Genomic DNA, 26,562 nt, shown 5'->3' on the forward strand with positions numbered 1-26,562 from the left:
TCCAGAGGAAGGTCTAGAGGAAGAGGGTGCCGCGTCCTACGGTGACGCCGTTGCCGCCGACGTGCACGGCGTGGATCCGGTCGCCGTCGCCTTCCGCGGTGGCGAGCATGAGGGAGGGGCGGCCCATTTCGACGCCCTGGAGTATCTCGACCTGTTCGCCGTAGTCGGCGAGGCCGTGCCGGGCGAGGTGGATGGCGAGCGGCCCGGCGGCCGAGCCGGTGGCGGCGTCCTCGACGACGCCGTACGCGGGTGAGAACATCCGGGCGCGCCATTGCCGGCCGTTTCCTGCGAAGCAGTTGGCGGCCATGTCGGGGAACGCGGACAGGGCGCGGTGGTCGGGTCGCAGCGCGGAGAGCGCGGGGACGCTTTCGAGGCCGACGAAGACGTGCCGGGGGCCGTTGCGGTAGACCTCGACGGGGGCGACGGAGGTGTCGGCGCCGAGGGCGGCGAGGAGTTCGTCGGCTTCCGCGTAGGGCTCCCACACGGGGTGGGGCTGGCGCATGCTGACCTTGACGGCGCCGTCGTCGTCGGTGAGGTGGACGGGGATGACGCCCATGGCGGTTTCGAGTTGGAGTTCGTCCTGTTTGCGGGTCTCGCCGAGGGCGACGGCGGTGCCGAGCAGGGGGTGTCCCGCGAAGGGCAGTTCGTTGACGGGGGTGAAGATGCGGATGCGGGCGTCGCCGCCTTCGCCGGGCGGGAGCACGAAGGTGGTCTCGGAGAGGTTCATCTCCCGGGCGATGCGCTGCATCAGGTCGGGTGTCAGTTCCCTGGCGTCGAGGAACACGGCGACGGGGTTGCCGCTCAGCGGCTTGCGGGAGAAGGCGTCCACCAGCATGTAGTCGAGTTCGGGCATGTACGGCTCCTGACGGGCGGATACGGGTTCGTGGGTGGCCCCGGGTGGCGGGGTTCAGGTGGTGGGCGCTGGGTGTCTCACCGGGCGATCGCCGCGAGGAGGGCGTCGCCGATGAGCCGGGGTCCTTCGACGGTGAGGACGGATTCCGCGTGGAACTGGTAGGACGCGAAGTGCGGGCCGCGCAGTGCGTCGATCTGGCCGGTGGCCGGGTCGCGGCTGACGCGGATGCGGCCGACGCCGGGGATGTCGAGTCGGTCCGCGGGGCTGACGGCGGCGAAGGTGTTGTAGTAGCCGACGTGTTCGCGGCGGCCGAAGAGGTCGATGGCGCGCTGGACGCCCTGGTTGGGGCGGTCGCGGCGGACGAGGTCGAGGCCGAGGCGGAGGCTGAGGATCTGGTGGCTGAGGCAGACGGCGAGGAACGGGGTGCGGTCGCGGAGGAGTCCTGCGACGGCGGTGTCGAGCGCGGCGATCTTCGGGTCTGCGGCGGCGCGGGGGTCGCCGGGGCCCGGGCCCATGACGACGAGGTCGTAGCCGTCGACGGCGTAGGGCTCGTCGAAGCGGCGTACTTCGGCGGTGGGGCCGAGGGCTTCGAGTTGCTGGACCATCATGGCGGTGAAGGTGTCCTCGGCGTCGACGACGAGGACTTTCATGCCTTCCAGCGCGGGTACGGTCAGCGGGCGGGCGGCGGTGGCGGCGAGCCAGAAGCCGGCGATGCCGGTGTTGCGGCCGCGTAGCACGTCGCGGATGGCGGGGTGGTCGGCGAAGCGCGGGGCGGGGGGCGCGGCGCCGGCGGCCGCGGGCTGCGTGGCGGGTACGGCGGCGGCGTCGGCGGTCGCGGGGGTACGGGTGGCGCCGGGGGTGGTGTCCGCGGTGGTGTCCGCGGTGCCGTCCGCGCCGAGGGCGTCGAGGAGCGCGGCGGCCTTCGCGCGGGTCTCCGCCGCTTCGCCCTCCGGGGACGAGTGGCGTACGAGGGTGGCGCCGACGGAGAGCGAGAGCCGGCCGTCGTCGGCGATGTCGGCGGTGCGGATGAGGATGGCCGAGTCGAGGGTGCGGCTGCCGGTGGGCTCGTCGCTGACGAGTGCGGCGATGCCGCTGTAGTAGCCGCGGCCGTGGGGTTCGTGGCGGGCGATGACGCGGGCGGCGCTCTCGACGGGGCTGCCGGTGACGGTCGGTGCGAAGAGCGTTTCGCGGAGCACGTCGCGGATGTCGCGGGTGGTGTGGCCCTCGATGAAGTACTCGGTGTGGGCGAGCCGCGCCATCTCCTTGAGCGCGGGTCCGGTGACCCGGCCGCCGGCGGGGCAGATGCGCGACATCATCTTCAGTTCCTCGTCGAGCACCATGTACAGCTCGTCGGTCTCCTTGCGGTCGCGCAGGAAGGCGGTGAGGCCGTCGAGGGTGGGGCCGCCGGCGGGGTAGCGGTAGGTGCCGCTGATGGGGTTCATCACGGCGCGGCCCTCGTGGACGGAGAGGTGCCGTTCGGGGGTGGCGCCGACGAAGGTGCGGCCGTCGGCGTGGATGGCGAACGTCCAGTAGGCGCTGGGCTCCAGGGAGATGAGCCGCCGGAAGACGGTCAGCGCGGCGCGCGCGGGGTCGTCGCCGACGTCGGCGAGGAGGGTGCGCTTGATGACGAAGTTGGCGCCTTCGCCGGTGCCGATCTCGCCGGTCACGACGCGCCGTACGACGTCGGCGTACTCCTCGTCGGAGAGGTCGAAGCGGTGGCCGGTGAGCGGGGCGGGGGTGTCGGGGAGCCGGGCGAGGGTGTCGGCGAGCGGCACGGCGGCCTGCTCGGTGACGTTCATGGCGATGAGGGGCGCGCCGTCGTCGGGGGCGGCGAAGCCGCGTTCGGTGAGCTGCCGGTAGGGCACGACGAGGAGGGTGCGGTGGGCGGTGGCGGCGGGCGGTTCCGCGGGGCGGGCGGGCAGCGGGAGCCCGGCGAGGGTGGCCGGGTGGGTGACGTCGCCGAGGAGGACGTCGACGGTTCCCGGGGTGCCGCTCTCCGGCCGGTGCAGGAGGGCGTACGAGGGCGGGAGGGGCCCGGCGAGCAGCCGGTCGAGCAGCGCGGTGCCGGCGCCGGCAGCGTCCTGGCGGGGTCCGGGGGCGGTGGTCATGCGAATATCTCCGCGCTCGGGACGACCATGCCGCAGCGCTGGGCCACGTAGTCGAGGGTCATGCGGTGCCGGTCGGCGGAGAAGTCGGCGACGGCGTCGGCGGCGAGGAACACCTGGATGTCGTGGGTGAACGCGTCGATGGCGGTGGCGAGTACGCCGACGTGGGCGTAGACGCCGCACAGCACGAGCTGGTCGCGGCCCTCGGCGCGCAGCCGGTCGAGCAGGCCGGACTTGTGGAAGGCGCTGTAGCGCCACTTGGTGAGCAGCCAGTCGCCGTCGGCGGGGGCGAGTTCGGGGACGACTTCGCGGTCTTCCGGTGCGGTGCGCATGCCGGGGCCCCAGAAGTCGACGAGCAGGCCGCGCTCTTCCGGGGTCATGCCGCCGGGCTGTGCGGAGTAGGCGACAGGGACGCCGAGTCCGGCGGCGCGCTTGCGGAGCAGCGAGGCGTTGTGGACGAGCGGGCCGCGGAGCGGCTCGGGGAAGGGGCGCAGGAAGAACCGCTGCATGTCGTGGACGACGAGCGCCGCGCGGGCGGGGTCGGGGGTCCACGCCGCGAGGTTGGCCGGCAGGGTCTCTGCCGTCGGCAGCTCGTACGGGTCGATGGCGGGTATGCCGACCACGGTGGGGCTCCTTTCAGGGTGCGGTGGGTGCGCGGGCTGGTGGGAGGGGCCGCGCCGCCGGGGCCGGGAAGGGCCCGGTGCCCGGTGTGGCTGTCAGCGGGCCTCGGCCCAGGCGGCGACGAGCCGGTGGGCCTGGCCGGGGTTGAGCCGGGGGTCGCAGAAGGTGGTGCGCCGGCCGGCGGAGCCGATGGCGGCCACGTCGGTGGCGCACTCGGTGACCGGGTCCGGGGTGGTCTCCAGGTGGAGTCCGCCGTTGGTGCCGCCGGCGGCGCCGACGACGTCGCAGAACCCGTGGATCTCGGCGAGCATGGCGCCCATGAGGCGGGTCTTCAGCCCGTCGGGTCCTGTGATGGTGTTGCCGTGCATGGGGTCGCAGATCCACACGGCGGGGTGCCCGGCGGCGCGCACGGCCTGGACGAGGGCGGGCAGCCGGCTGGTGACGAAGCCGGCGCCCATGCGGGCGATGAGCACGAGGCGCCCGGGGCTGCGGTCGGGGTCGAGGCGGTCGGCGAGTTCGGTGATGTCCTCGGCGGTGGTGCCCGAACCGATCTTGCACGCCACGGGGTTGACGACGCCGGCCAGCAGCCCGACGTGGGCGCCGTCCGGGCGGCGGGTGCGCTCGCCGACCCACGGCAGGTGTGCGGAGGCGAGGTAGCTCGCGCCGGTGGCAGTGCGCCGCAGCATCGGCGTCTCGTAGTCGAGGAGCAGCGCCTCGTGGCTGATCCACACCTGTTCCGCGTCGGGGCGGCCGGCGTTGATGCCGTCGAGTTCGCGTACGACGGCCTGGGCGGCGCGGAAGCAGGTGAGGATGCGCCACGGGTCGGCGCGGCGCGCCTGGGCGTCGGGCTCGGGGGCGTTGACCATGTGCCCGCGGTAGACGGGCAGGGTGGTGTCGCCGATCTGCTCGACGGGCTTGGAGCGGGGTTTGGCGAACTGCCCGGCCATGCGGCCGACGCGCAGGGCGGGGCGGCCGGTGATGCCGGCCGCGGTGCCGGCGAGCGCGTGGAGGAGCTCGCTCTTGCGCCGCACGTGGTACGGGGTGGACTCCGCGGGGTCCTCCGCGCAGTCACCGGCCTGGATGAGGTGGGCGCGTCCCTCGGCGACGTCGGCGAGGGCGCGCCGCAGCCGCGCCGCGCCGTCGTCGGTGACGAGCGGCGGCGCGGCGTCGAGGGCCTCGCGTACCCGTCGCACCTGGCCGGTGTCCTCCCACACGGGTTGCTGGAGCGCGGGTCGTGCGTGGAAGTCCTGGACTGAGGTTGGCACGGTCTCCCCCTGCCGGGTGTGCGTGTCGAGGTTCGCGGGTGGTGGGCCGGCAGCGGTCAGGTCGGGATGCCTTCGCGGCGCACCGAGGGCACTTCGATGCCCAGGGCGCGGAACTGCTGGCAGGGGTTCATGAACTCGCGCTGCTGCTTGATCTTGCCGTCCTCGAAGAGGAAGGAGTGCAGGAAGTGGTTGCGGTAGTGGCCGGGTTCGTAACCGGGGAAGAGGATCTTGCCTTCGCCGTCGCACTCCACCCAGAAGCGGTTGGGGTCCTGGGTGTCGAATATCTCGATGTTGATCCAGGCCCAGTCGGGGAAGCACTTCAGCGACCAGACGGCGTGCTCGCCGAGGGTGTCGCGGCCGCTGATGACGATGGGCTCGCCGGTTTCGGTGGTCCACAGGCCGCCGGTGCCGTCCTCGGTGAACAGCAGGTGCCGCTCCAGCCGGTCCTGGCCGCGGCAGTGCATGTACTTGTCGACGATGGCGCGGTTGTGGTCCCGTACCTCTTTATCTGTGGACATACGTGCTCTCGCTTCCCTTTTACTCTTGCGGGCGGGTGGGAGGGTATGGACCGGGCGGACTCCGTTGTCCCGAATACGGTCGGCGGCCGCCGGGGACGCGGGTGTTCTGAGGCCCTTGCGGCACCGGCGGTTTCCCTGGAATTCCGGGTTAGTGCAGCGAACAGGACCCGCGCGTCAGCGGGTCCGGGCGGAATTCCCGGCCGGCCTTGGCGCGCCGCGGGCAAACCGCTGCGCGGGCCCGGTTCTCGGGATCCGGAGGTGCCGCAGTGGAGGTGCGGCCACGGTGGAAGATCGGACTGAAACACGCACCACCGGGTCGAGCCCCCCTTGTCCCTTGTACGGATCGGATCTACTCCAGCACCATATCCGCCCGCCGGGCCGTTTCCATGCGCGCAAGCGACTCTGCACGGATGCGTGGCAATGATTTGCCATTCTGATTCCGGCGGTATGTTCAATACGTCGCGACCGGCGTCGTGACGTGAATGTGCGCCTTCATAGAGTACGGGTCGAAAACCGCTGGGGCGGCCGTCACCGGGCCGGATCCCGCGGGCATTTGGGCGCCGGCGCCGCGGCCGGGCGCGGCGGGGCGTACGCGTGGGGCGTGGGCGTGCCCGCGGGGCGTACGGGGCGGACCGGTCCCGGGGCGGTCTTGCGCTTCGCCGCCGGGTGCCCAAGACTCCCCTACGGCATGTCAGGGGCACGGCAAAAACCGGGCCGCTGACGGTGTGTCTCACGGGCCCGTCACTTCGGGCCCTGGTTTCCCCCAGACCAGAGGAGACATCTGTGAAGATCCCTCGCACCACCCCCACCGGGGCTTCCCGCGGCAAGCTGCGGTTCATCACCGCGACCGCCGGCCTCGCCGCCGTGGCAGCGCTCGCGCTGCCCGCGGGTGCGAACGCGCAGGAAGCCTCACCCTCGTTCAGCGCGGCCGAACTCCGGGCCGTCGACCAGGCGGTCGGCGAAGCGGGCGTCGCGGGCAGCGCCTGGTACGTGGACCGCGCCAGCGACACCGTCGTGGTCACCGTCGACAGCACCGTCTCCAAGGCCGAGGTGGCCCGGATCACCGAGGCGGCCGGCGAGCAGGCCGGAGCGGTCGACATCAACCGCACCAACGGCAAGTTCACCAAGTACATCGCCGGCGGCGAAGCCATCACCACCGGCGGCGCCCGCTGCTCGCTCGGCTTCAACGTCCAGAACAGCAGCGGTACCAAGTTCGCCCTGACCGCCGGTCACTGCACCAACATCGGCAGCTCGTGGTCCATCGGTACCAGGACCGGCACCAGCTTCCCGACGAACGACTACGGCATCATCCGGCACTCCAACCCCGCAGCGGCGGACGGCCGGGTGTACCTGTACAACGGGTCGTACCAGGACATCACCAACGCCGCCAACCCGTCGGTCGGGCAGTCCGTCCGGCGCAGCGGCAGCACCACCGGTGTGCACGGCGGGTCCGTCACGGGCCTGAACGCCACCGTCAACTACGGCGGCGGCGACATCGTGTACGGCATGATCCAGACGAACGTCTGCGCCGAGCCCGGCGACAGCGGCGGCTCGCTCTTCGCCGGCAGCACGGCCCTCGGCCTGACCTCCGGCGGCAGCGGCAACTGCTCCTCCGGCGGCACCACGTTCTACCAGCCGGTCGTCGAGGCCCTGAACGCCTACGGCGTCAGCGTCTTCTAGACCCGGCACAGCGCACGCGGCACACGGCACCTCGCCCCGGCCGGCACCCGCCGGCCGGGGTTCGCGTTTCCCGCCGCCGGCGCGCGGCCGGGCGGGGCGCTTCCCCGGGTCCGTTTTCAGGGGCGGGCACGGTTCGTGCGCGGTCGGCGCGGGTACGCCGACGAACCGTGCCCCGGTGTCCGTCACCGGTCACCGATGGGACTTCCAGCCGCGCCACGGGGATGCCGTCCCGCACGGCGGGCTTCGCTCACGTGCACTCGTGGGACCAGACCGCGGGGATCAGGTGCGTACGAACTCCAGCACCCGCAGCGGCGGCTGGCCGCCGTCCACCGCCCCGACGGGGTACTCCTCGCGCAGCGCGTAACCGCAGGGCTCGATGAGCGCCCGGTGCTGCTCCAGGGTCCGCTCCCTGCCCCCGTAGAGGACCATCATCATGACGTCCATCAGGTGGCCGGCCGCCGGTTCCGGCACGGCGGGCAGGACGTACTCGACGACGACGAGCGAACCGCCCCTGCTGCCGGCCTTCGCGCAGTTGGCGACGATCCGCCGGACGCTCTTGTCGTCCCAGTTGTGCAGCACCCGGCTGAGCAGGTGCAGGTCGCCCTCGGGCACCTCGTTGAAGAAGCTGCCGGGCACCAGCTCGGTGCGGTGCTGGACGCCGGCGGCGCCGAGGAAGTCCGGGGCCGTCGCCATCGCCTCGGCGCGGTCGAAGATCACCCCGGCCGCGTCGGGCAGCGCCTTGAGCAGCCAGGCGAGCATCGTGCCCCGGTTGCCGCCGACGTCCACGACCCGCGAGGCGGCCGGCGGGCGGTAGCCGGCGGCGTCCAGGGCGGCCGGCAGCCGGGAGGTGGCGTAGCCCATGGCGCGGGCGAACTTCACGGCCTCGCCCGGGTGGCTGCCCAGGTAGTCCCAGAAGCCGCCGGGGGCGGCCGGATCGACCTGCTGCCCGCTGCGTACGTGCTCGGCGAGGCCCACCATGGCCTCGCGGATCGGCTCCAGCCACAGCACGGCCATCTCGCCGAGCCGCCCGGCGTCCGGGCCGAGCCGCTCGCCGGCCGCGGACAGCCGGAACCTGCCGTCCTCGTCCCCGGAGAGCAGCCCGACGGCCATCCCCGCCCGCAGCAGCCGGCCCGTGGCATCGGGGTCGGTGCCCGCGTCCTTCGCGATGTCCTCAGGGGTGAGCGCCTTGCCCGCTAACCGGCCGAGGATGCCTAACTCGACGATCGCGACGGCGACGGGGGTGTAGAGGTAGCCCGAGAAGAGCTGGACCAACTGGCGGCCGGCGGCGTCGTTCTCGCCGTCGGTCAGGAAGTCGAGCACGGAGTACGTGCCGGAGGAGCCGGCGCCGTCGCCGCCGGGGCGGGGCCGGGGGCCGTCCGGGAGTGCGGTCGCCGCCGCGGCGGCCGCCTTTCTGGTGCTGGACAAAGTGTCCTCCTCGTGGATGTGTGGGATCTTGTCCGCACGTTGCGGATTCCACGAGTTTCGACCCCGCGTCTAGGCCATCGGTACATGTCGAACTGGCGTCGAACTGGCGCCGGCTAAGCGGCGCCGGTCACCGCACGGATAGGGCATACACGGAATCCGGATTCCGCACACCCGGGCCGCACGGAGCCCCGGCCTCCGCGGCGTACCGCCCCCTGCCGCTACGCGCCGCCCCCGGCGGCGGCCTCGCGGATCGCGCGGACCGCGGCCGTCGGGACGTAGTCCCCGGGCACGCCCTCGACGAGGATGATGTCGCCGTCGATGTGCCGCGAACGCAGCGGCGCCAGCTCCCGGTAGGCCGGCGACTCCCACCAGGCCCGCGCCTCGGCGATCCCGGGGAAGCCGATCATGACCACGGCCCCGGGCCAGTCGCCCTCCTTCACCTCGTGCGGCGTGGCGTGCACGAGGAAGCGCCCGCCGTACGGCTCGAAGGTGGCCGGCAGCCGCTCGATGTAGTCGGCGACCTCCGGGTGGGGGGCGGCGTCCTGCAGCTTGGCGATGGCGTAGGCGGTCATGGCGGTCCTTCCGTTCGCTCGCGCGGTCCGTACCCTGCCGATCTTCGCAGCAGGGCGGACCGGGGTCGATTACCCGCCGGGTAGGCGACCCCGGCACGCGGCGTGGGACGCGCCCGTCAGGAGGGGATCCAGTCCCGCTCGATGTGGGGGGTCTCGATGCTCAGCGCGCGCATGTGCTCGATCGGGTTGGTGTACTCGCGGCTCGCCAGGATCTGTCCGTCGCTGAGGGTGAAGCCGTGGATGAAGTGGTTGCGGTAGCGGCCCTGGGGATAGCCGGGGAAGAGGATGGTGCCCTCGCCCTGGCACTCGACCCAGATGACCGACGGGTCCTGTGTCTGGTAGATGTGCACGTCGTGCCACTGCCAGTCCGGCAGCACCTGCATCGACAACTCGCCGTGGCGCTTCAGCTTCTCGCGCCCCCTGACGACGATGGGCCGCCCCATGTCGGTGTAGAAGAGCGACGCGGTGCCCTCGTCGGTGTAGAGGGTGTAGCGCCGCAGCCGGGCCTCCGCGCCGGTCCGCATGTACTGCTCGACGGCCAGGAGGTTGCGGGCCCGCAGGTCGTGGTGGTCGGTGAACACCGGAGCGGCGGTGTCGGGTGGTCGGGACACGGACGGGGTCATGGCGTCTCCTGGCGCATGTGTCGGATGTGGTCGGTGGTGCCGTGGGGAGAAGCGCGTACGCCGCCGTGGGGGACGGCTGCGGCCGTACGCGCGGGTCCCCCGGCCGGAAGCCGGAGCCGGCCCGGCCGGGGCGGGTGCGGGGAGGTCGCCGGAGAGCAGCCGGGGCCCGCCGGCGGATGCCGGCGGGCCCCTTCGGTCTCGACTCCGCGGTGGTCCCGTCGCCGGGACGCCGCAGGGCACCGCTGCGTGCCCGCGCACCGAGTCCTCGTTCCGGCCGGGGCCGGTCGTGACCGGCGGCTCTACTCCCGGCGCGGCGGGGTGTAGGAGGGGCGGGAGTTGAGCTGCGCCACCTCGCTCTCGGCCTTCTTGCGGTACATCTCCATCATCTGCGTGACCCGGGCGCGGTCCCAGGTGTCGGGGCTCGTGGCCCGCTCCATGGCCCTGGCGGCCATGACGACGCCGTTGGCCTCCTCCAGGCGGGCGCTCTCGTACGCGGCCAGCCCGGCCGGCACGTCCCCGTCCGCCCGCGCCAGTTCGTACGCCAGCACCCGCGCGTCCAGGACGGCCTGTGCCGCGCCGTTGCCGCCCGCCGGGTACATGGGGTGGGCGGCGTCGCCGAGGAGCGTGACGCGGCCGCTGCCCCAGGCGGGCAGCGGGTCGCGGTCGACCATCGGGTACTCCAGGACGTCCCCGGAGCGCTCCAGCAGGTCGCGCACGTCGAGCCAGCCCAGCGACCAGCCCTCGTAGTGCGACAGCACCTCCTTGAGCAGGCCCTCGCGGCGGTCGTCGACCGGGCCGTCGGCGGCCTCGGGCAGCAGGCCCGGCTCGGCGACCCGTACCAGGCAGACCCAGTTGGTGCGGTCCTTGCCGATCGGGTACGCCACGAGCGTCACGTCGCCGTCGCTCGCCCCGGCCCAGGAGCGGCCGGTGAGGAACGGCGGCACGCCCTCGGTCACGCCGCGCCACATCCGCTGGCCGGACCAGGCCAGTTGCCTCTCGTCGGGGTGCAGCCGGGCGCGGACCGTGGAGTTCAGCCCGTCCGCGCCGATCAGCCCGGCGGCCTGGACGGTCTCGGTGGCACCGCTGTCGCGGTCCGTCACGACGACCTCGACGCCGTCGCCGTGCTGGGTGAAGCCGTGCAGCCGGGTGCCGGTGCGGACGGCGTCGGCGCCGAGCCGCCTGCGGACCTCGTCCAGGAGCATCAGGTGCAGTTCGCCGCGGTGGATGCAGTACTGCGGCCAGTTCGAGCCGGTCGCCTTGCCGCGGGGCTGGGCGAAGAGCTGGTTGCCGGACTTGTCGCAGAAGACGTACTCGGCGGTGGGCACGCCGAGTTCGGCGAGCTCGTCGCCGAGCCCCAGTTCGGTCAGCTCGCGGACGCCGTGGGAGAGGAGGTTGATGCCGACGCCGAGGGGTTCGATGCGGCGGGCGCTCTCGACGACGAGCGAGTCGATGCCGGCGGCGTGCAGGCTCAGCGCGGTGGTGAGCCCGCCGATGCCGCCGCCGGCGATGAGCACGGGAGCGGCCATCAGGCGCCTCCCCCGGTTGCGCCGGAACACCGGGTGGAGGCGTTTCCGGCAGGTGCGGGTTCGTGGTTGCGGAGGTGGACGGACAGCGTGGCCGGGTCCTCGGGTTCGGTGCGTTCTCGGGTCTCGGTCATGCTCGGCTCCTTGTGCTCACGTGCTTTCCGGCGTGCATTCCGGCCGGGGTCAGTCCGCGGGACGTACCCGGTCGGAAACCTGAGATGACATCTGGTAATACGAGGCGAGCTTGAAGAACTCCTCGCCCCTCGCCACCGTGCCGGCGTAGACGTACGTCGGGTCGCCGCCGTGCACGGTCGGCATGTCGCGGGCGAACTTCCCGACCTCGGGCGCTATCCGGGACGGCAGCAGATCCGGGTCGGAGGTCCGGGTGGAGAAGCACATGCGCTCGATGCGGGTGGTGTCCCAGCCGAAGGTCGGGTACATGGCGTACGAGGTGCCGATGAACTCCAGCATGTGCTCGCTCGGCTCCGGCAGCCCCATGCCGCGCAGGGCGGGGACGATGGCGTCGGGGCGCGTGTACTCGGGGGTGAGCCCGCTGATGTAGAGGTTCCAACTGCGGCTGCGGTAGTCGACGCCGATGGCGGACACCTTGCCGTCGAGACCGGCCTCGCCGAAGGAATCGGCGTGCTCGGCGAGGGCCGGCGGCATGGACGGCAGTTCCGCGAGCGCCTTCATGCTCTGCGGCTTGGCGAGCGGGAAGAAAGTCACCGCTTTCCGGAAGCCGCCGACGACGCCGAAATCAACGGCATAGGCATCGACGGGAAAGCGGTCGCGAATCTCGGGAAACAGCCCCGTGACCGCGTGGTCGGTCTTGTCGAGCAGGCCGCCGGCCACCGCGGCGGCATAAGGGTCGCCCGTCTCGGTGGGCAAGGTGAAGTCGAAGGCCAGCTCGCCCCGGTAACGCTCGCCGGTCCCCATGCTGAAGATGATGTGGGCGTCGTCCCCGAGCCACTTGCCGAAGGTGTCCAGAGCCGGCCAGACCTTCTCCCGGGAACATGGCGCAGCCACCAGCCGGGAGGTCTCCTCGACGGCCGAATAGACGGTTTCCAGTTTGGCGGCCTCGGGCATTCTTCCCTCCAAGGGGGGTCGACCTCGCTTCAGTCAATCGGAACCGCTAATTCCTAGCCGTACTGCCCGAAGCAGGCGTGGGCAAGGGTGAACACCCCGCGATCGGCCTGGGAACACGCCCGGATCCTCCCAGCTCCCGCTTGCCTTTGACTTTACGGCGGCTTGGCGGCCGCTTGACAGCAGCCTGAACCGCCGGAAAAGGAGGCGTGTATTCACCGACGGTGCCCGGGCGGGGACTATTCGTCAATTCCCGGCGGACGGCCGCCGGAAGCCGGCACATTCACGGCGGCGGGACCGGACCCGCACCGCACGCGGACGGCCGCCGCCGGGGAGTCCCCGGCGGCGGCCGTCACCGCCTGCGCCGTACGGCGCGGCCCGCCTCACACCTTGCGCAGCACCGCCCCGTAGGCGTCGCACGCGTTCTGCACCTCGCCGGCCGGGCGCCACTGACTCACCGGAACCAGGCCGGGATCGACCATGGTCCAGGGCGCCAGGATCCGCTCCAGGTCCGCGCGGCCCCGGTCGATCAGCGGGTCGCTGGCCCGGCGGAAGATCTCGATGACGTCCGGCACGCGCGGGTCGACGTCGGACGAGATGTGGTTGACCGACAGGAAGCTGCCCGGCACCACCGCCTCGTGGATCCGGGACACGATGGCCGCCGGGTCCTCCTCGTCGGTGAGGAAGTGCAGGATGCCCGAGAGCAGGACGCCGACGGGCATCGTGAAGTCCAGGGTGGACCTGACGACTTCGTCGAACAGGATGGTGTCCGGGTCGCGCGCGTCGCCTTCGAGGGCCACCGTGTACTCGCCGTCGGCCTGGAGGGCCGCCATGTGCGCGACGGCGACGGGGTTCTTGTCGACGTACACGACCCGCGTGTCCGGCGCGATGCGGTGGGCGACCTCGTGGACGTTGTCGTAGATGTCCGTGGGCATGCCCCCGCCGATGTCGAGGATCTGCCGCACCCCGGCCTCGCCGACCCAGTACTCGACGGTGCGGTCGACGAAGAGCCGCTGCTCCCGCGTGAGCACCTTGAGGTCGGGCATGATCTGCTCGGCCTCCTCCAGCAGGTCGCGGTCGGCGTGCACGTTGTCACGGCCGCCCAGCGCGTAGTCCCAGAAGCGCGAGGGATGGGGCTTGCGCGCGTCCGGCAGCGGCATTCTCCCCTCGCGACCGGCCGGGTCCCCGTCATCCGTCATGTCCGCCTCCGTACCCGCAGCCACCGGTCTCACTCGCCGCCGAGCGTGATCGAGGTGTCGATGAACTCGTTGGTCACCAGGTCCTCGGGCGTCAGCCCGTCCTTGATCGGCTTCTTCTGCGACTCGAAGACGGGACCGGCGACGTCGATCAGCTCCTGCACCCGCGCGGTGTCGAACTCGCCGACCGGCTTGCCGGGTTCGGCGACGAGGTCGAGCGCCTGCATCTGCTCCACCGAGTACTTCCCGACGCCCTTGGAGAACGGCTGGTCGGCCTTGAAGGTGTCGCGCAGCTCGATGACCTTGTCGATCACCGGGTCCGGGTTCTCCATCAGGTCGACCGCGCCCTGCTGGATGACGGGCACGAGCTTCTTCAGGCACGGCGCCAGCTCGGCCTTGTCCGCCGGGCGGATCATCGGCGAGGGACCGGGGTTCGGGTAGTACTCGTACGCGAGCTGCGACTCGACCGGCTTGCCCCAGTCGGGCAGCTCCTCCTCGTAGATGTACGGGTCCTCGGTGGCGTACCCCGAGGTGGCGATGTCGCCGCCGGCGGCGACGAAGCGCGCGGGGGAACCGTCGCCCGAGCTGTCGACCTGGTCCTTCTTCAGGATGCCCTTGCTGGTCAGGTAGTCCATGTAGGGCGTGGGGACGTAGACGACGGTGGTGTCGGTCTTGCCGATGTCCTCGATCGACTTCACGTCCGGGTGCTTCTCCGGGTCCCACATGATGACCTGCGGGTTCTTCGCCAGCAGCGACATCACCGCGAGCGTCGGCTGCTTGTCGGAGTTCTGGATCGCCTCGTCGAAGCCCTGGGGGATGCCCAGGTGGATGCTGTCGTCCGTGTACATCTGCGAGGACGTCGGGTTGAAGCCGATCGCCGGGCCGCCGGAGCGCAGCTCCAGCTTCACGCCGGTGTCCTTGCCGCCGGAGGCGACGAGCGGCGCGGTGACCTTCTTGGCGTTGGCGTCGACGTCCATGTCGTCGCCGAGGAGCTGGTACATGGCGCCGGCGGAGGTGATGTCCGGCCACCACGCCGTCTGGACCACGATCGTCTCCGGGCACTCCTTGCTCAGGTCCGTGGCGCCGCCGGCCTCGGCGGCCGGGGAGGCGGTGTTCTCGGTGTTCTTGCCGTCATCGCCGCCGTCGTCGCTGTCGCCACAGGCGGCCAGCACGGACAGCATCGCTACGGCGGCGGCGAGGGGGACCGCCTTTCTACGCACGTGGTGCAGAGACATATGAGATCCATCGACGATCGGGCGGCCGGGGGCCGGTCGGGCTGACGGGGGTGCCGGACTGACTGATGCCTGATCATAGACATGCCTTCCGCGCGTACGTTCGGCGCGCTCCCCGGTCGAGTTCCTTTTGCAACATGGGGGTTGGTGCGCCGGAGCCGCGTGTTCCGCAGGGCGGCCCGCGTCAGCCGGGCGGCAGGGCGCGGCGGGCGTAGGCGCGGACGTCCGGGTCGGCGGCGACGGAGGCCAGCGCGGCGGCGGAGGCGCCGGCGGCCCGGTGCTCCAGCAGGGCGAGGACGGCGGCACGCCGGACGTCGGCGCCCGGGTCGGCGAGGGAGGGCCGCAGCTCGTCGAGCGTGAACTGCTCCTCGGCGAACGCCAGTACGCGCAGGATGCGCGGGTCGCCCGCGGGCGCGTGGGCCGCGGCCGGTCCCGGCACGCCGCCGGCGCGGGTCCCGGCGCAGCGCCGCCGCCGGCCCGCGCGACGGCTTCGCCGCGGACCTCGCCGAGGTGCCGCTCGGGCCCGCCGCGCGGCTCGTACCCGGCCACCGGCACCACGTACGGCTCGACCGGGCGGGCGGTGAACTCCATCGCCCCGGACGGCGACTTGCGCAGGTCCAGATGGTGCAGCCAGCGCTCGTCGTCACGCGCCGGGTGGTCGGTGCGCCGGTGGTACAGGCCCCAGCGGGACTCGGTGCGGGCCAGCGCGGCGCGCGGGGCCATCTCGGCGCAGTCGCGGATGCACGTGACCTCGGCGCAGCGCATCAGCTCGTGCGGCGTCCGCGCGCCCATCGCGGCGATCGGTGTTCTCCAGGTCGGCGCCGAGGAGCCGGACGCCGATGTCCATGGGCAGGTACGTCAGGTCCAGGGAGAGCGGCAGCCCGCCGAGGCGGCGCAGCCGCTCCACGTACAGCACCTCGCCGCCCTCGGGCGCGCCGAGGCGCTCGGCGACGCAGGCGGGGGCGGCGACCGGGCCCGCGGTGCGGATCCCGTTGGTGACGCGGCCGTGCTCGTGCAGCGTCTCGGCCAGGCCCTGCAGCCGGTCGAGCCCGTGCGCGTACTTCTCCGCGACGACCACCGTGCCCAGCCCGGGCACCCGCACCACCAGCCGCTCGGAGCGCAGCAGGTCGAGCACCTGGCGCACGGTGTTGCGGGTGGCGCCGTAGTCGGCGCCGAGGACCGACTCGTGCGGCAGCACGCCGCCGGCGTACGCGCCGCCGAGCACCTGGCCGCGCAGCAGGTCGGCCAACTGCCGCGCCCGGTCCGCGCGCAGCCGGCGGCGGCGCGCGGCGGCCGTGCCGTGACCGCCGGCACCGCCGCCGGCCGGGCTCGGCCGGCCGGCGGCGGGCTGCTCTCTCAGGCGTGCTGCGGAAGGCATGACGGCACCACAGGCGCGTGCCGCGCGGACGTGTGTTGCCGCAGTGTTGCGCCGTCCCGAAGCGCCCGCGGTAGGGGCCTGAGCTGGGACGACGCCGGGCGGTTACGGACTTCCGCCAGCCCGGGGGCCGCTAGAACGTCACGTCGCTGCAGAAGAAGTAGATCTGGTCCGCGTGCGACGCCTTCCAGATGGTGTAGACGATGTGGTGCCCGCTGCGGCCGGGTGCGCTGGCGTTCGCGGTGTAGTGGTTGGCGGGGCCGTACGGGCCCGCGGTGGCCACGCGCTCCAGGTCGGCCCAGTCGAGCGCGTCGGTCTTCGCGTCGTAGCCCTGCCGGGTCACGTAGACGTAGAGGTAGTCGGCGCCGTGGTACGCCTGGTCGAGGACGTCGACGGTGAAGTTCGTGCCGAGGGAGTCGGTCTTCCACGGCCCCGGGGTGTCCATGGAGTCGTAGCGGCCGTCCTGGGTGCGGCCGGCGCTGCAGAGCTGGTTGTCGGGGATGTGGGCCTGGAAGTTGCCGCCGGTGCCCTCGCGGTAGAGGCCGTTCCAGTTCCACATGCCGTTGGTGTCGTGCTGCCACGCCTGCCAGCACATGGGGTCCTGCTGCTGCATGTCCGGGTTCTGGAAGTCGCTTCCCCAGCGCTGCCAGCAGCCGTAGTTGCGGGAGACGGGGTCGGCGGCCGAGCCGTGGGCCTGGGCGGTGCCGCCGGTCCAGGGCGTCAGCAGGAGCGCGGCGGCGGCCAGGACGGCCAGGAGGGCGCGGACGGGCAGGCTCCGCGCGTCGGTGCGATCGTTCGATGGCGATGACACTGCGACTCCTCCTCCGGGAGGGGGTGGGGGACATGGGATTGGGAGCGCTCCCATTCTCCGGACCCTGCCCGGCGGTGCCCGTACGAAACCTGCGCCGCGATGAGTTTCGGTCCCCCGCCCCGTCCTACCCCCGTACCCGATCGACGTCCTTCCGAGGAGCGCACCATGACCGCCACGTACACCTTCGACGTCTTCAGCAGCCTCGACGGCTTCGGCGCCGCCGGCGGCGACTGGACCGGCTACTGGGGCAAGCAGGGCCCCGAACTGCTCGACCGCCGCCTCGGCCTGTACAGCGAGGAGCAGCGGATGGTCTTCGGCGCCCAGACCCACCGGCTGTTCGCGCAGATGATCGCCGACAGCTCCGAGGGCGACGACGTGCGCGACCCGTGGGTCACCCGGATGACGCAACTGCCGGCGACCGTCGTGTCGACCACCCTGACGGAGCCCCTCGACTGGCCGGACGCGACCGTCGCGCGCGGCGACGCCGTCGACGTCGTCGCCCGGATGAAGGAGGAGTCGGACGTACCGCTGCGCTCGCACGGCAGCCTGTCGATGAACCGGGCCCTGATGGCCGCCGGCCTGGTCGACCGGGTGCAGGTCACGCTCTTTCCCGTGATCACCGGACGGTCCGGGCTCGCTCCGATCTTCGAGGGCGCGGCCGACTTCGACCTCGACCTGATCGAGACCCGGACCCTCGACAGCTGCATCCAGGAGCTGATCTACCGGCCCACCCTGCACGGCTGAGCGCGGCCGCCGCCCCGGCGGGGGTCAGAGCAGGTTCCGGCGCTGGGTCCGTACGACCTCCTCCGCCTCCGCCGCCGTGGCCACCGCGGGTGGTGAGCCCGCCAGTGGCAGGCCGGCCGTCTCCGTCAGCAGCGACACGGAGACGATGCCGACGACGGCGAAGGTCATCGTGTAGTACGCCGCCGCCATCGGCGTGTCCAGGAGGTGCACCAGCCCCTCGATGACCGCGGGGGTGGTGCCGCCGAAGACCGCGACGGAGAGGTTGTAGCCGATGGCCAGCGAGCCGTAGCGGACTTCCGTGGGGAAGAGCGCCGGCAGCGTCGCCGACATGGTGCCCTGGAGGCAGATGAGGCTGCCGCCGAGCAGCAGCATGCCGCCGAAGACGGCGAGCACGGACCCCTGCCGTACCAGGACGTAGGCCGGCGCCGTCACCACGAGGAAGCCGACCATGCCGATCATCAGCAGCGGTTTGCGGCCGACCCGGTCGTTGGCGCGGCCGACGAGCGTGACCACGGAGATCATCGCGACCATCGTGGCGATGACGACGGCGAGCTGCTCGGCCCGCGGCCAGTCCAGGACCTCCGTGAGATACGTCGGCATGTACGTGAGCAGCATGTAGTTCGCCACGTTGTACGCCGCCACCAGCGCGATGCACAGCAGTATCGTCTGCCGCTGCCCCGCCACGATCCGCCGCAGTTCACCCGGCGCCTGCTTCCCCTCGGCCTTCCCTCCCTCGGCCTTCCGGCCCAGGGCGGGCTCTGCCTCGCCCGTCACCTCCGCCACGGTGGCCCGGCCCGCCTCGGACTTCACGAAGGCGGGCGTCTCCTCCAGCCGCAGCCGCAGGTAGAGGCCGATCGCGCCGAGCGGGCCGCCGATGAGGAACGGGATCCGCCAGCCCCAGGAGGCCATGCCGTCCTCGCCGATGCCCGCGGTGAGCACGAGGACGAGCCCCGAGGCGCCGATGTATCCGGCGAGGGTGCCCATCTCCAGGAAGCTGCCGTAGTAGCCGCGCCGTTTGTCGGGGGCGTACTCGGCGATGAAGGTCGCCGCGCCGCCGTACTCGCCGCCGGTGGAGAAGCCCTGCGTGAGCCGGGCGATGATGAGCAGCAGGGGCGCCCACAGGCCGATGGTGTCGTAGCTGGGGATGAGGCCGATGGAGAAGGTGGCCGACGCCATCAGGATCATCGTCAGCGCCAGCACCTGCTTGCGGCCGACCCGGTCGCCGAGCGGGCCGAAGAAGGCGCCGCCCAGCGGGCGTACGGCGAAGGAGACCGCGAAGGTCGCCAGCGACAGTATCGTGCGGGTGCCCTCGCTGGCACCGGAGTAGAAGACGTCGCCGAGCGTGACCGCGAGGTAGGCGTAGATGCCGTAGTCGAACCACTCCATGGCGTTGCCCAGCGCGGCGGCGCGCACCGCGCGCCGGATCTCGGGCTCCTCGGTGACGGTGATCTCGCTCAGCCGCCACCGGGGCCGCAGCTTGGCCTGCGCCACGCGGAAGAGCAGCGGGTGGCGTTTTCGGGCCGCGGGATCCCGGGCCGTGCTGCCGTCGTTGTCCTGGGCCTCTGCGTCCATGAGATCCGGGGTACCACGCCGCCCGCCGCCAACGTGGTCAACGCGCCGCCACAGCCGCCGGTTCGGCCGCTGGAGAGGGCCGGGGCGGGTTCAGTTCGCCAGGTTGATCTGTGGCAGGACCGCGTCGAGCCCGAGGCCCGGGTGCGGCCTGCGCTGTCCCGGTACGCGCGGCCCGTCGCCGGCCGGGGCCGTCCACCAGCTCACGCTGCCCTCCTCGACGGTGCGCAGCAGGATGCCCTCGCGGATCGCCCAGGGGCAGACGGTGACCACGTCGATGCTCATCAGCTTCATGGCGGTGTGCGCGACCACCGCGCCGGCCAGCGACTGCCGGGCGCGGGCGGGCGAGATGCCGGGCAGCCGGGCGCGTTCCGCGGCGGGCAGCCCCCGCAGTTGCTTGACGGCGCGGCGGAGGTCCTCCTGCGCCATCGTGCGGGGGACGAACGGGCCGTGCCGGCCGGGTGCGGCGCCGCAGAGGCGGGCGAGCTGCTGCATGGTGCGGGAGGTGACGACGGTGGTGCGGGGCGCCTCCCAGCGGATGCGCGCGGCCACGTCGCGCAGCCGGTGCCGCACGTGGCGGCGTACGGCCTTGACCGCGGCGGGCGGCGGCGGGTCCTGTCTGGGGAAGAACTCGCGGGTCAGCCGGGCGGCGCCCAGCGGCAGCGCGATGGCGAAGTCGGGCAGCCTGCTGCGGCCGCAGGCGACCTCGAACGAGCCGCCGCCGATGTCGAGCACGGCCATGGGCCCGGCGCGCCAGCCCATCCACCGGCGGGCCGCCAGGAACGTCAGCTCGGCCTCCGTCTCGCCGGGCAGCAGTTGCAGGACCACGTCGGTGCGCTCGCGGACGGCGCGGACGATGTCGCGCGCGTTGGGGGCGTCGCGTACGACCGCGGTGGCGAAGGCGAACGGCTCCGCCACCCCCCAGCGCCTGGCCTCCTCACGCGCGGCGCCCACGGCGGCGGCCAGCTCCCCGACCGCCCGGTCGCCGAGCCGCCCGTCGGGGCCGGCGAGCTCCGCGAGGCGCAGTTGCCGCTTGGCCGTGTGCACGGGCAGCGGCACCTGGCCGTCCGCGTCCGCGACCACCAGGCGCACCGTGTGGGATCCCGCATCGATCACGCCGACTCTCATTCGGCCTCACGTACCCCATTCGGCGGCATTTTAGACATCCCTCCTCTTCCGACCCGGGTGTCCCCGGGCTCGCGTACGCGCTCAGCGCAGGTCGAGCCGCATCAGGATCCGGGGGTGTCCGGCCAGCACCGACGTCGTGTCGGCCGCGTGGGTGAAGCCGGCGCGCTCGAAGTTCTTCCTCAGCCCGGCGTAGGCCATCGTCAGGTCGACCCGGGCGGTCCCGTTGTCCAGCGGGTACGCCTCGGCCACCGGGGCGCCGTGGGCGCGGGCGAAGTCGACCGCGCCGGCGATGAGGGCGTGCGAGATTCCCTTCTTGCGGTGGCCGGGGCGTACCCGTACGCACCACAGCGCCCACACCGGCAGGTCGTCGAGGTGGGGGATCTTGCGGTTGCGCGCGAAGGTCGTCTCCGCCCGCGGCGCCACCGCCGCCCACCCCACCGGCTCGTCCCCGTCGTAGGCGAGCACCCCGGGCGCCGGCTCGGCGGCGCACAGCCCGGCGGCGTACTCGCCGCGGGCGGGCCCGCGCAGCTCCTGGTTGAGCCGGGAGGGAATCCGGTAGCTCAGGCACCAGCAGACGCTGGCGTCCGGGGACTTCGGCCCGAGCACGGCCCGGACGTCCTCGAAGACCGAGGCGGGGCGGACATCGATGCTCATGCCACCGAGGATGCCATGCGGGGGCCGCCCGCCCGGGCGGCCCGGTACCGCCCGCCCTCACGCGTGCGTAAGCTCCCTGACCTGCTGCGCCGCGCCCTTGTCCAGCGCGCAGTGCACCAGCGCCGCCGTGAACCGCGGGAGCTGCGGCTCCCCGACGAGCCGGGCGAGCCGGGAGGGGTCCTCCGGCAGGCCCACCTTGCCGGCGCCCTGCACGACCTTGGCGTCGATGTACGGCGCGGCCTCCGGCCAGACGCCCTGGGCCTCGCGCAGGAAGATCGCCGCGCCCGCAGGGCCGAGGCCCGGGAATTGCTGGAGCAGGCTGCCCATCCGGGCGGTGTCGCCGTCCGCCTCGCGGCGCAGGCCGCGCAGGTCGCCGCCGTAGGTGTCCAGCAGCAGCCGGGCACCGTCGCCGAGCTGGGTCGCGGTGCTCTCGTCGTAGCGCCGGTAGCCGCCCTCGCCGAGGACGATGACCCGCCGCCGCCAGGTGGCGTCGGCCATCTGCTGCGGGCTGCCCATCCCGGCGTGGAACAGCGCGCGGGCGGCGCTGACGGCGACGCCCGCCCGGATCCGGGCACTGAGCAGGCTGGAGAGCACGAGCAGCCGGTAGAGGGGCTGCGGGGTGTTGCGGAGCCGGATACCCGCGTCCTCGGCGTACGTGGTCCCGTAGCCGTCCAGGAGGGCGTGCACCGTACGTTGCTGGTTCTGGGTCACCGTTCCGTCCTCCGGACTCCCCCGGTACCGCCGGCCGGGCGAGCCGCGGGACGCGGCGGCCCTCTGCAGGCAACTGTGCCATCGCGGCGCCGGGGCCGCAGGCCGGGCGGCTGCCGGCGGGCGGCCGATCTTGCGGGTGCCTCCGGGGTGTGCGACCGTGCGTGGCGCGCGTAGCCGAGCGGGTACGCGACGTGCGTACCCGAGAGAGGTGGCCGCCCGTGAAGTTCGGGGTGTCGACGTTCCTGACCGACGAGGGCATCGCGCCCGCGGTGCTCGGGCGGGCACTGGAGGAGCGCGGCTTCGACGCGCTGTTCGTCGCCGAGCACACCCACATCCCGGTCGACCGGCGCTCGCCCCTGCCGGCCGGCGGCGAGCTGCCGCGGAAGTACTACCGCACGCTCGATCCGTTCGTGGCCCTGGCGGCGGTGGCCCCGGTCACCAGGGACCTGCTACTGGGCACCGGCATCGCGCTGGTCGTGGAGCGGGACCCGATCGTCACCGCGAAGGAGGTCGCCACGCTCGACCTGGTCTCGGGCGGCCGGGTGGCCTTCGGCGTCGGCGCGGGCTGGAACCGCGAGGAGATGCGCAACCACGGCACGGAGCCGCGCACCCGCGGGCGGCTGCTGGACGAGCGGATGCGCGCGATGATCGCGCTGTGGACGCAGGACGAGGCGGAGTTCCACGGCGAGTTCGTCGACTTCGACCCGGTGTTCTGCTGGCCGAAGCCGGTACAGCGGCCGTATCCGCCGGTCTACGTGGGCGGGGGCGGCGAGCCGGCCTTCGAGCGGGTCGCCGCGTACGGCGCGACGTGGCTGCCGAGCCGGGTGCCGGCCGGGGAACTGGGCGGGCGGATGCGGCGGCTGCGGGAGGTGGCGGGCGACGCGCCGGTGGTGCCGTACTCCGCGTCGCACGAGCAGGCGGCCCTGGAGACGTACGCGGAGCTGGGTCTTGAGCGGGTGCTGCTGGACCTGCCGACGCTGCCGGAGGCGGAGTCGCTGCGGGCGCTGGACGAGCTGGCGGCGGCGGCCGCGGCGTACCGCTGACGCGGGCGCCACGGCCCCGAGCGGCTGCCGGGCGGCACGGCCGCGGGGTCAGCGGGTGAGCCAGGCGCCGAGGCGGGAGAGCCGGGGGATGTGCTCGCGGTAGTCGCGGCTGCTGCGGTCGAGTGCCTCCAGCAGGCGGGCGGAACGGTGCTCGGTGTCGAGTTCGTCGAGGATCCGGTTGACGTCGGCGAGGAGCGCGCCGTACAGGAACCAGTTCTCCTCGTCGCGCCCCACGGTCTCCAGGAGCAGCGACTCCACCCGGTCCCGTACGGCACGGGCCGCGGCAAGGTCCGCCTCCAGCCGGCCGGCCGCGGTCTCGGCGCTCTCGGAGACCTCGGTCGCGACCAGTTGGGCGAAGCTCACCAGCGCGTCGCCGAGGTAGCCGAAGAGGTCCTGCAGCGCCGCGCCCGCGTCGCGCGGGAACAGCGGCTCCCCCTTCCGCCGGGCCTGCGCGAGGTCCGACAGGCTCCGGGTGAGGACGCGCAGCACCACCGCGCAGATCTCCAGCGTGTCGAGACCGGTGCGCAGGACCACCCGGTGCATCAGGCCCTCGCTCACCCGGGGGTTGAGCCGCAGGCTGTCCTCTGCGCGGCGCAGCGAGGTGTCGACCTCGCCGACGAACTCGTCCAGCTCGCGCGCCGCGTGCAGCCGGTCGGCGGCGACCGACGGCGGGGTGACCTCGGTGAGCTGCTCCGTGCTGCGCAGCAGCAGGCGGCGTATGCGGCGGGCCAGATCCTCGATGGCGTCGCCGGCGCTCTCCACCCACACCGGGGGCGCCAGCACCAGGTTGAATGTGAGGCCCACGACGGCGCCGGTGAGGGTCTCCAGAATCCGGGTGAACGCCGTGTCCCCCACATGGGCTACGCCGAGGACGAGCATCGCGCTGATCGCGACCTCGGGCACGAACTCGTCCACCCGCACGATGCGCCCGGCGATCAGCGAGCTGAGGATGATCAGCCCGAGGCTCCACCAGCTCAGCCCGACCAGCGCGCTGAACCCGCTGGCGATCAGCACCCCGACCACGACGGCGGTGACCCGCCGGACGCCGGTGGTGAGGGTGGCGTAGAAGGTCACCTGGACGACGAGCAGCGCGGTCAGCGGCGCCGTGAGCGGCTTGCGGCCGTCGGTGAGCTGGAGGGCGACCACGTACGCGATGGTGGCGGCCATGGCGGCGCGCACCGTCTGCGCCACGGCGGGCGCGCGGAGCCGCTCGACGAGTCCGGCCAGGCGCGGGCGCCCGTTGAGGGCGTCGGCGGTGTACGACTTCAGCGCTCCTCCCGGTGGCGTCGCGCGCTGCGGGCGCCGCGGCGGTCCGCCGCGGCGCCGGTGATCAAGGCCAAGGTCTCACAGAGAGCGCCCCGGCCCGGCGCGCGAAGCCACCCCCTCGGGTCCGCGTAGGCCGAGGGGGTGGCGTGGGGGGGGCCGGCGGGGGTCAGCCGCCGTCGGTGAGGACCGGGGTCTGCCAGGTGCGCCACTCGGCGAGGTTGCCCGGCTTCTTCGGCGAGATCCGGAAGACGCCGGGGGCGCTGCCCGTACCGCGCAGGAACGTCGCGATGCTCTGCTGCAGCGGCCCGCGCCACTCGGCCCGGGAGGCGCAGTGGGTGCCGTCCTGCACATCGGACCAGTAGCTGATGTTCCGGCCCGCGCCGAGCGCCTTGTAGACCTCCGCCCCGCCGAGCGCCGCCACGCTGCCGGACCGCGCGCCGAGCCAGTCGACGTGCGGGTTCTCCATGAGGAAGAGCCCGCGGGGCGCGATCATGCCGACCATCTCGTGGGTGTCCACGGGCAGTTGTGCCGGGTTGCCGGTGTACGCGCCGAAGGCGTCGCCCAGCCACGGCTGCTCCGAGTACCCGCTGCTCAGCGGCTGCGCGCCGGTCTCCCGCGGCACGCTGCGGAGGGCGGGCGCGCCCGCGGTGCCCGACTCGATGGGCATGGTCAGCGCGATGCGCTGGTCGAACGCGCCGGCCACGAAGGCGCCCTTGCCGAACCGGGAGCAGCCGGTGACGCCGGTCGATCCCGCCCGCAGCACGCTGCCGTCGGACTGCTCGATGACGTCGATGATCCGGCTCACGCCCCAGGCCCAGGCCATGAGGAGCCCGGTGCTGCTGGAGGAGCCGTAGACGCTGTAGAACGCGCCCTGCTTGTTGCTGCGCGGGGTGCCCTCCCGGCCCACGGCGTACGGGTCGAAGTTGACGACGGCGGCGCCGGCGGCCTTGATGGCGGCGGTGTCCGCGCCGAAGCCGCCGTAGACGACGACCGAGGGGAACGGGCCGGTGCCGCTCGGCAGGTCGACGCGGGCGGAGAAGCTCGCGCTGCGGCCCTGGTCGGAGACGTTCACGGTGATCCCGGTCCGCGACACGCTGCCGGTGACGCTCGCGGGCCTGGCCGGCTTCTGGCCGTAGACGGTGCGCTCGGCCAGCTCCCTGATCTCGGCCCGGCGGCAGCGCCAGTCGGCGCCTGAGGTGACCCGGGTGCCGTCCAGCTTCGTGAAGGGGTCGGGCAGCAGGGCGTTCGCCTGGGTGGGCGGGCTGGGGACGGGGCAGTCGGCGCCGTCGTCCTCGACCCCGGGCGCCGCCTGGGCGACGGTCCCGATGCGGTCGGCGGCGGCCCCCGGCCGGGCGTCGAGGGTGCCGGCGAACATCGCCGCGGCGGCCACGACGGCGGCGGCCGCCCACGCGAGTGGTCGGGTCCTGGGGAGCGGGTGGAAGCGCATGGGGGGACCTCCAAGCCAGAGTGGGAGCGCTCCCATACGGTAGGAAGGGGTCCGCGGCGCGACAACAGTGGTTTCCAGCCACTTTCGCGATCGCATCCGAAACTTTCGCTACGGGAAGATCAGCCGCCGATCACCGCGCTCGACGGCACCCGGTCCGCCGGCACCGAGAACACCGCGACGTAGGGCTGCGGATCCCGGCACGCACCGCCCGCCGGCACCGGCCGCAGCCGCCGCGACGTGATCTCCAGCACCAGGTCGTCGCCGCACCCCCGCCCCGCGAAGGCGAAGCGCCGCGCAGGACCCGGCAGCTCCGAGTCGTACAGGCTCCCCAGCTCGCTCTCCAGCGCCGCGGTCGCCGCCGGCGGCAGCGGGCGTACGAAGGCGTCGAACTGGTCAGGCTGGCTGACCTCCGCCGCCCGCGGCGCGCGCCCCGCCGCGCCGTCGTCGAGCGGCGCGTAGGCGAGGAGTTCCGCCGGTCCCGGCGGGCCCGGCGGGGCGCCGCCGATCCTCGGGTCCGCGCCGACGTCCTTCTCCGGGACGGCGAAGACCGCGAGCACGTCCCACGGGCTGTCGCACGTCTCGTGCGTCTTCGTACCGGTCAGCCGCGCCGCGTAGCCGGTGTTCTCGTCGTACGTCAGCACCGCGCCCCCGGCGCTGGTGCAGCCGCTGCTCCAGCCCGTGGCGACCAGCGCCTCGGCGCCCAGGTCGCGGGCGAGCAGCTTCTCCCGCAGCGTGCCGCCGACGCTCTCCTGCGGATACCAGCCGGCGAACGCCCGCACGTCCGCCGGCGTCCGCAGCAGCGCGCGGACCGCCGCGAGCCCGTGCCCCTGCTCGAAGTGCACGGCCTCCGCCCCGGGCACCACCGTGCCGTCGGCGCCGTCGGGGCCGGAGACGCGTGCGCCGTCCGGGCCCGTCACCGCCCACCACACGCCACCCGCGAGCAGCGTGCCCACGACGATCGCCGCCGTGATCAACCACCCGCCGCTGCGCGGCCGTACACCTGCCGGATCCCCCGTCATGCCGTCCCCCCTCGTTCCCTCGTACGCCTCTCCGACGGCGCCCCGCCCCGCGCGGTTCCCCGGTTCCCCCGGGCGGGTATATGCGGAACCTCCGCGTCC

At 73.2% G+C, this 26,562-nt stretch carries 24 protein-coding genes and 1 pseudogene; 3 read left to right on the top strand and 22 right to left on the bottom strand.

The annotated features are described in order from the left end of the window. Window positions 1-13: 13 nt before the first annotated feature. The 5 genes from CXR04_RS03570 to CXR04_RS03590 form a co-directional block, all read right to left on the bottom strand. Complete coding sequence (locus CXR04_RS03570) at window positions 14-853, bottom strand: PhzF family phenazine biosynthesis protein (RefSeq protein ID WP_101420446.1); 840 nt, start codon at window positions 851-853, stop codon at window positions 14-16. Window positions 854-930: 77 nt separating this feature from the next. Beyond that, on the bottom strand, window positions 931-2,961 hold the full coding sequence (locus CXR04_RS03575; protein ID WP_101420447.1) for an anthranilate synthase family protein: 2,031 nt from the start codon (window positions 2,959-2,961) through the stop codon (window positions 931-933). Then, a complete protein-coding gene (locus tag CXR04_RS03580) occupies window positions 2,958-3,581 on the bottom strand; it encodes an isochorismatase family protein (RefSeq protein ID WP_101420448.1) in 624 nt (207 codons plus the stop codon). The genes CXR04_RS03575 and CXR04_RS03580 overlap by 4 nt, the downstream gene beginning before the upstream one ends. Before the next feature lie 93 nt (window positions 3,582-3,674). Next, window positions 3,675-4,844, bottom strand: a complete 1,170-nt coding sequence (locus CXR04_RS03585) for a 3-deoxy-7-phosphoheptulonate synthase (protein ID WP_101420449.1) — start codon at window positions 4,842-4,844, stop codon at window positions 3,675-3,677. Window positions 4,845-4,900: 56 nt separating this feature from the next. Then, window positions 4,901-5,362, bottom strand: a complete 462-nt coding sequence (locus CXR04_RS03590; RefSeq protein ID WP_101420450.1) for a PhzA/PhzB family protein — start codon at window positions 5,360-5,362, stop codon at window positions 4,901-4,903. 783 nt (window positions 5,363-6,145) lie between these two features. On the opposite strand from CXR04_RS03590, the gene CXR04_RS03595 reads away from it, so the two are divergent. Then, the gene (locus tag CXR04_RS03595; RefSeq protein WP_101420451.1) at window positions 6,146-7,042 is read left to right on the top strand and encodes a S1 family peptidase; all 897 of its coding nucleotides are present in this window, start codon (window positions 6,146-6,148) and stop codon (window positions 7,040-7,042) included. Window positions 7,043-7,321: 279 nt separating this feature from the next. Here CXR04_RS03595 and CXR04_RS03600 read toward each other — a convergent pair whose 3' ends face one another. The 10 genes from CXR04_RS03600 to CXR04_RS03645 form a co-directional block, all read right to left on the bottom strand. Further along, window positions 7,322-8,467 (bottom strand): methyltransferase, encoded by a 1,146-nt coding sequence (locus CXR04_RS03600; RefSeq protein WP_101420452.1) that lies wholly within the window; start codon window positions 8,465-8,467, stop codon window positions 7,322-7,324. Between the two features lie 218 nt (window positions 8,468-8,685). Next, window positions 8,686-9,039, bottom strand: coding sequence for a DUF1330 domain-containing protein (locus CXR04_RS03605; RefSeq protein WP_101420453.1), 354 nt, complete (start codon window positions 9,037-9,039; stop codon window positions 8,686-8,688). Window positions 9,040-9,155: 116 nt separating this feature from the next. Beyond that, window positions 9,156-9,662 carry a PhzA/PhzB family protein gene (locus CXR04_RS03610; RefSeq protein WP_101420454.1) on the bottom strand — a complete coding sequence of 169 codons (507 nt, stop codon included), beginning with the start codon at window positions 9,660-9,662 and terminating at the stop codon, window positions 9,156-9,158. Between the two features lie 299 nt (window positions 9,663-9,961). Beyond that, window positions 9,962-11,188, bottom strand: a complete 1,227-nt coding sequence (locus CXR04_RS03615) for an FAD-dependent monooxygenase (RefSeq protein ID WP_101420455.1) — start codon at window positions 11,186-11,188, stop codon at window positions 9,962-9,964. Further along, window positions 11,188-11,319, bottom strand: a complete 132-nt coding sequence (locus CXR04_RS36360; RefSeq protein ID WP_267898173.1) for a hypothetical protein — start codon at window positions 11,317-11,319, stop codon at window positions 11,188-11,190. Before CXR04_RS36360 ends, CXR04_RS03615 begins: the two co-directional genes overlap by 1 nt. A 49-nt stretch (window positions 11,320-11,368) precedes the next feature. Further along, the gene (locus CXR04_RS03620) at window positions 11,369-12,271 is read right to left on the bottom strand and encodes an aromatic prenyltransferase (RefSeq protein ID WP_101420456.1); all 903 of its coding nucleotides are present in this window, start codon (window positions 12,269-12,271) and stop codon (window positions 11,369-11,371) included. Window positions 12,272-12,651: 380 nt separating this feature from the next. Beyond that, a complete protein-coding gene (locus CXR04_RS03625) occupies window positions 12,652-13,467 on the bottom strand; it encodes an SAM-dependent methyltransferase (RefSeq protein ID WP_234380037.1) in 816 nt (271 codons plus the stop codon). Window positions 13,468-13,496: 29 nt separating this feature from the next. Next, window positions 13,497-15,419: a hypothetical protein gene (locus tag CXR04_RS35495; RefSeq protein ID WP_324843323.1), complete on the bottom strand. Its 1,923-nt coding sequence runs from the start codon at window positions 15,417-15,419 to the stop codon at window positions 13,497-13,499. After that, window positions 15,340-16,074 carry a GntR family transcriptional regulator gene (locus tag CXR04_RS03640; protein ID WP_234380038.1) on the bottom strand — a complete coding sequence of 245 codons (735 nt, stop codon included), beginning with the start codon at window positions 16,072-16,074 and terminating at the stop codon, window positions 15,340-15,342. Before CXR04_RS03640 ends, CXR04_RS35495 begins: the two co-directional genes overlap by 80 nt. A gap of 130 nt (window positions 16,075-16,204) precedes the next feature. After that, on the bottom strand, window positions 16,205-16,882 hold the full coding sequence (locus tag CXR04_RS03645; RefSeq protein WP_101420458.1) for a lytic polysaccharide monooxygenase auxiliary activity family 9 protein: 678 nt from the start codon (window positions 16,880-16,882) through the stop codon (window positions 16,205-16,207). A 165-nt stretch (window positions 16,883-17,047) separates the two neighbouring features. Between CXR04_RS03645 and CXR04_RS03650 the strand changes: the two genes are divergently transcribed. Beyond that, complete coding sequence (locus tag CXR04_RS03650) at window positions 17,048-17,626, top strand: dihydrofolate reductase family protein (protein WP_101420459.1); 579 nt, start codon at window positions 17,048-17,050, stop codon at window positions 17,624-17,626. Window positions 17,627-17,650: 24 nt separating this feature from the next. Here CXR04_RS03650 and CXR04_RS03655 read toward each other — a convergent pair whose 3' ends face one another. From CXR04_RS03655 to CXR04_RS03670, 4 genes are all read right to left on the bottom strand, one after another. Further along, window positions 17,651-19,198, bottom strand: a complete 1,548-nt coding sequence (locus CXR04_RS03655; protein WP_101420460.1) for an MFS transporter — start codon at window positions 19,196-19,198, stop codon at window positions 17,651-17,653. A 90-nt stretch (window positions 19,199-19,288) separates the two neighbouring features. After that, window positions 19,289-20,323 carry a Ppx/GppA phosphatase family protein gene (locus tag CXR04_RS03660; RefSeq protein WP_234380039.1) on the bottom strand — a complete coding sequence of 345 codons (1,035 nt, stop codon included), beginning with the start codon at window positions 20,321-20,323 and terminating at the stop codon, window positions 19,289-19,291. Window positions 20,324-20,404: 81 nt separating this feature from the next. Continuing rightward, window positions 20,405-20,977, bottom strand: a complete 573-nt coding sequence (locus tag CXR04_RS03665) for a GNAT family N-acetyltransferase (protein ID WP_101420462.1) — start codon at window positions 20,975-20,977, stop codon at window positions 20,405-20,407. A gap of 57 nt (window positions 20,978-21,034) precedes the next feature. Next, window positions 21,035-21,688 (bottom strand): endonuclease, encoded by a 654-nt coding sequence (locus CXR04_RS03670; protein WP_101420463.1) that lies wholly within the window; start codon window positions 21,686-21,688, stop codon window positions 21,035-21,037. Between the two features lie 218 nt (window positions 21,689-21,906). On the opposite strand from CXR04_RS03670, the gene CXR04_RS03675 reads away from it, so the two are divergent. Continuing rightward, complete coding sequence (locus tag CXR04_RS03675; RefSeq protein ID WP_101420464.1) at window positions 21,907-22,731, top strand: LLM class F420-dependent oxidoreductase; 825 nt, start codon at window positions 21,907-21,909, stop codon at window positions 22,729-22,731. 48 nt (window positions 22,732-22,779) lie between these two features. On the opposite strand, the pseudogene CXR04_RS03680 reads toward CXR04_RS03675, so the two are convergent. From CXR04_RS03680 to CXR04_RS03690, 3 genes and pseudogenes are all read right to left on the bottom strand, one after another. Next, a pseudogene (locus CXR04_RS03680) lies at window positions 22,780-24,065 on the bottom strand (FUSC family protein). 98 nt (window positions 24,066-24,163) lie between these two features. Beyond that, on the bottom strand, window positions 24,164-25,444 hold the full coding sequence (locus CXR04_RS03685) for a glucuronyl esterase domain-containing protein (RefSeq protein ID WP_101420465.1): 1,281 nt from the start codon (window positions 25,442-25,444) through the stop codon (window positions 24,164-24,166). Between the two features lie 119 nt (window positions 25,445-25,563). Next, window positions 25,564-26,463 (bottom strand): hypothetical protein, encoded by a 900-nt coding sequence (locus CXR04_RS03690; protein WP_101420466.1) that lies wholly within the window; start codon window positions 26,461-26,463, stop codon window positions 25,564-25,566. Window positions 26,464-26,562: the final 99 nt, after the last annotated feature.

Origin of the sequence: Streptomyces sp. CMB-StM0423 (assembly GCF_002847285.1) — a bacterium.
Classification (GTDB): Bacteria; Actinomycetota; Actinomycetes; order Streptomycetales; family Streptomycetaceae; genus Streptomyces.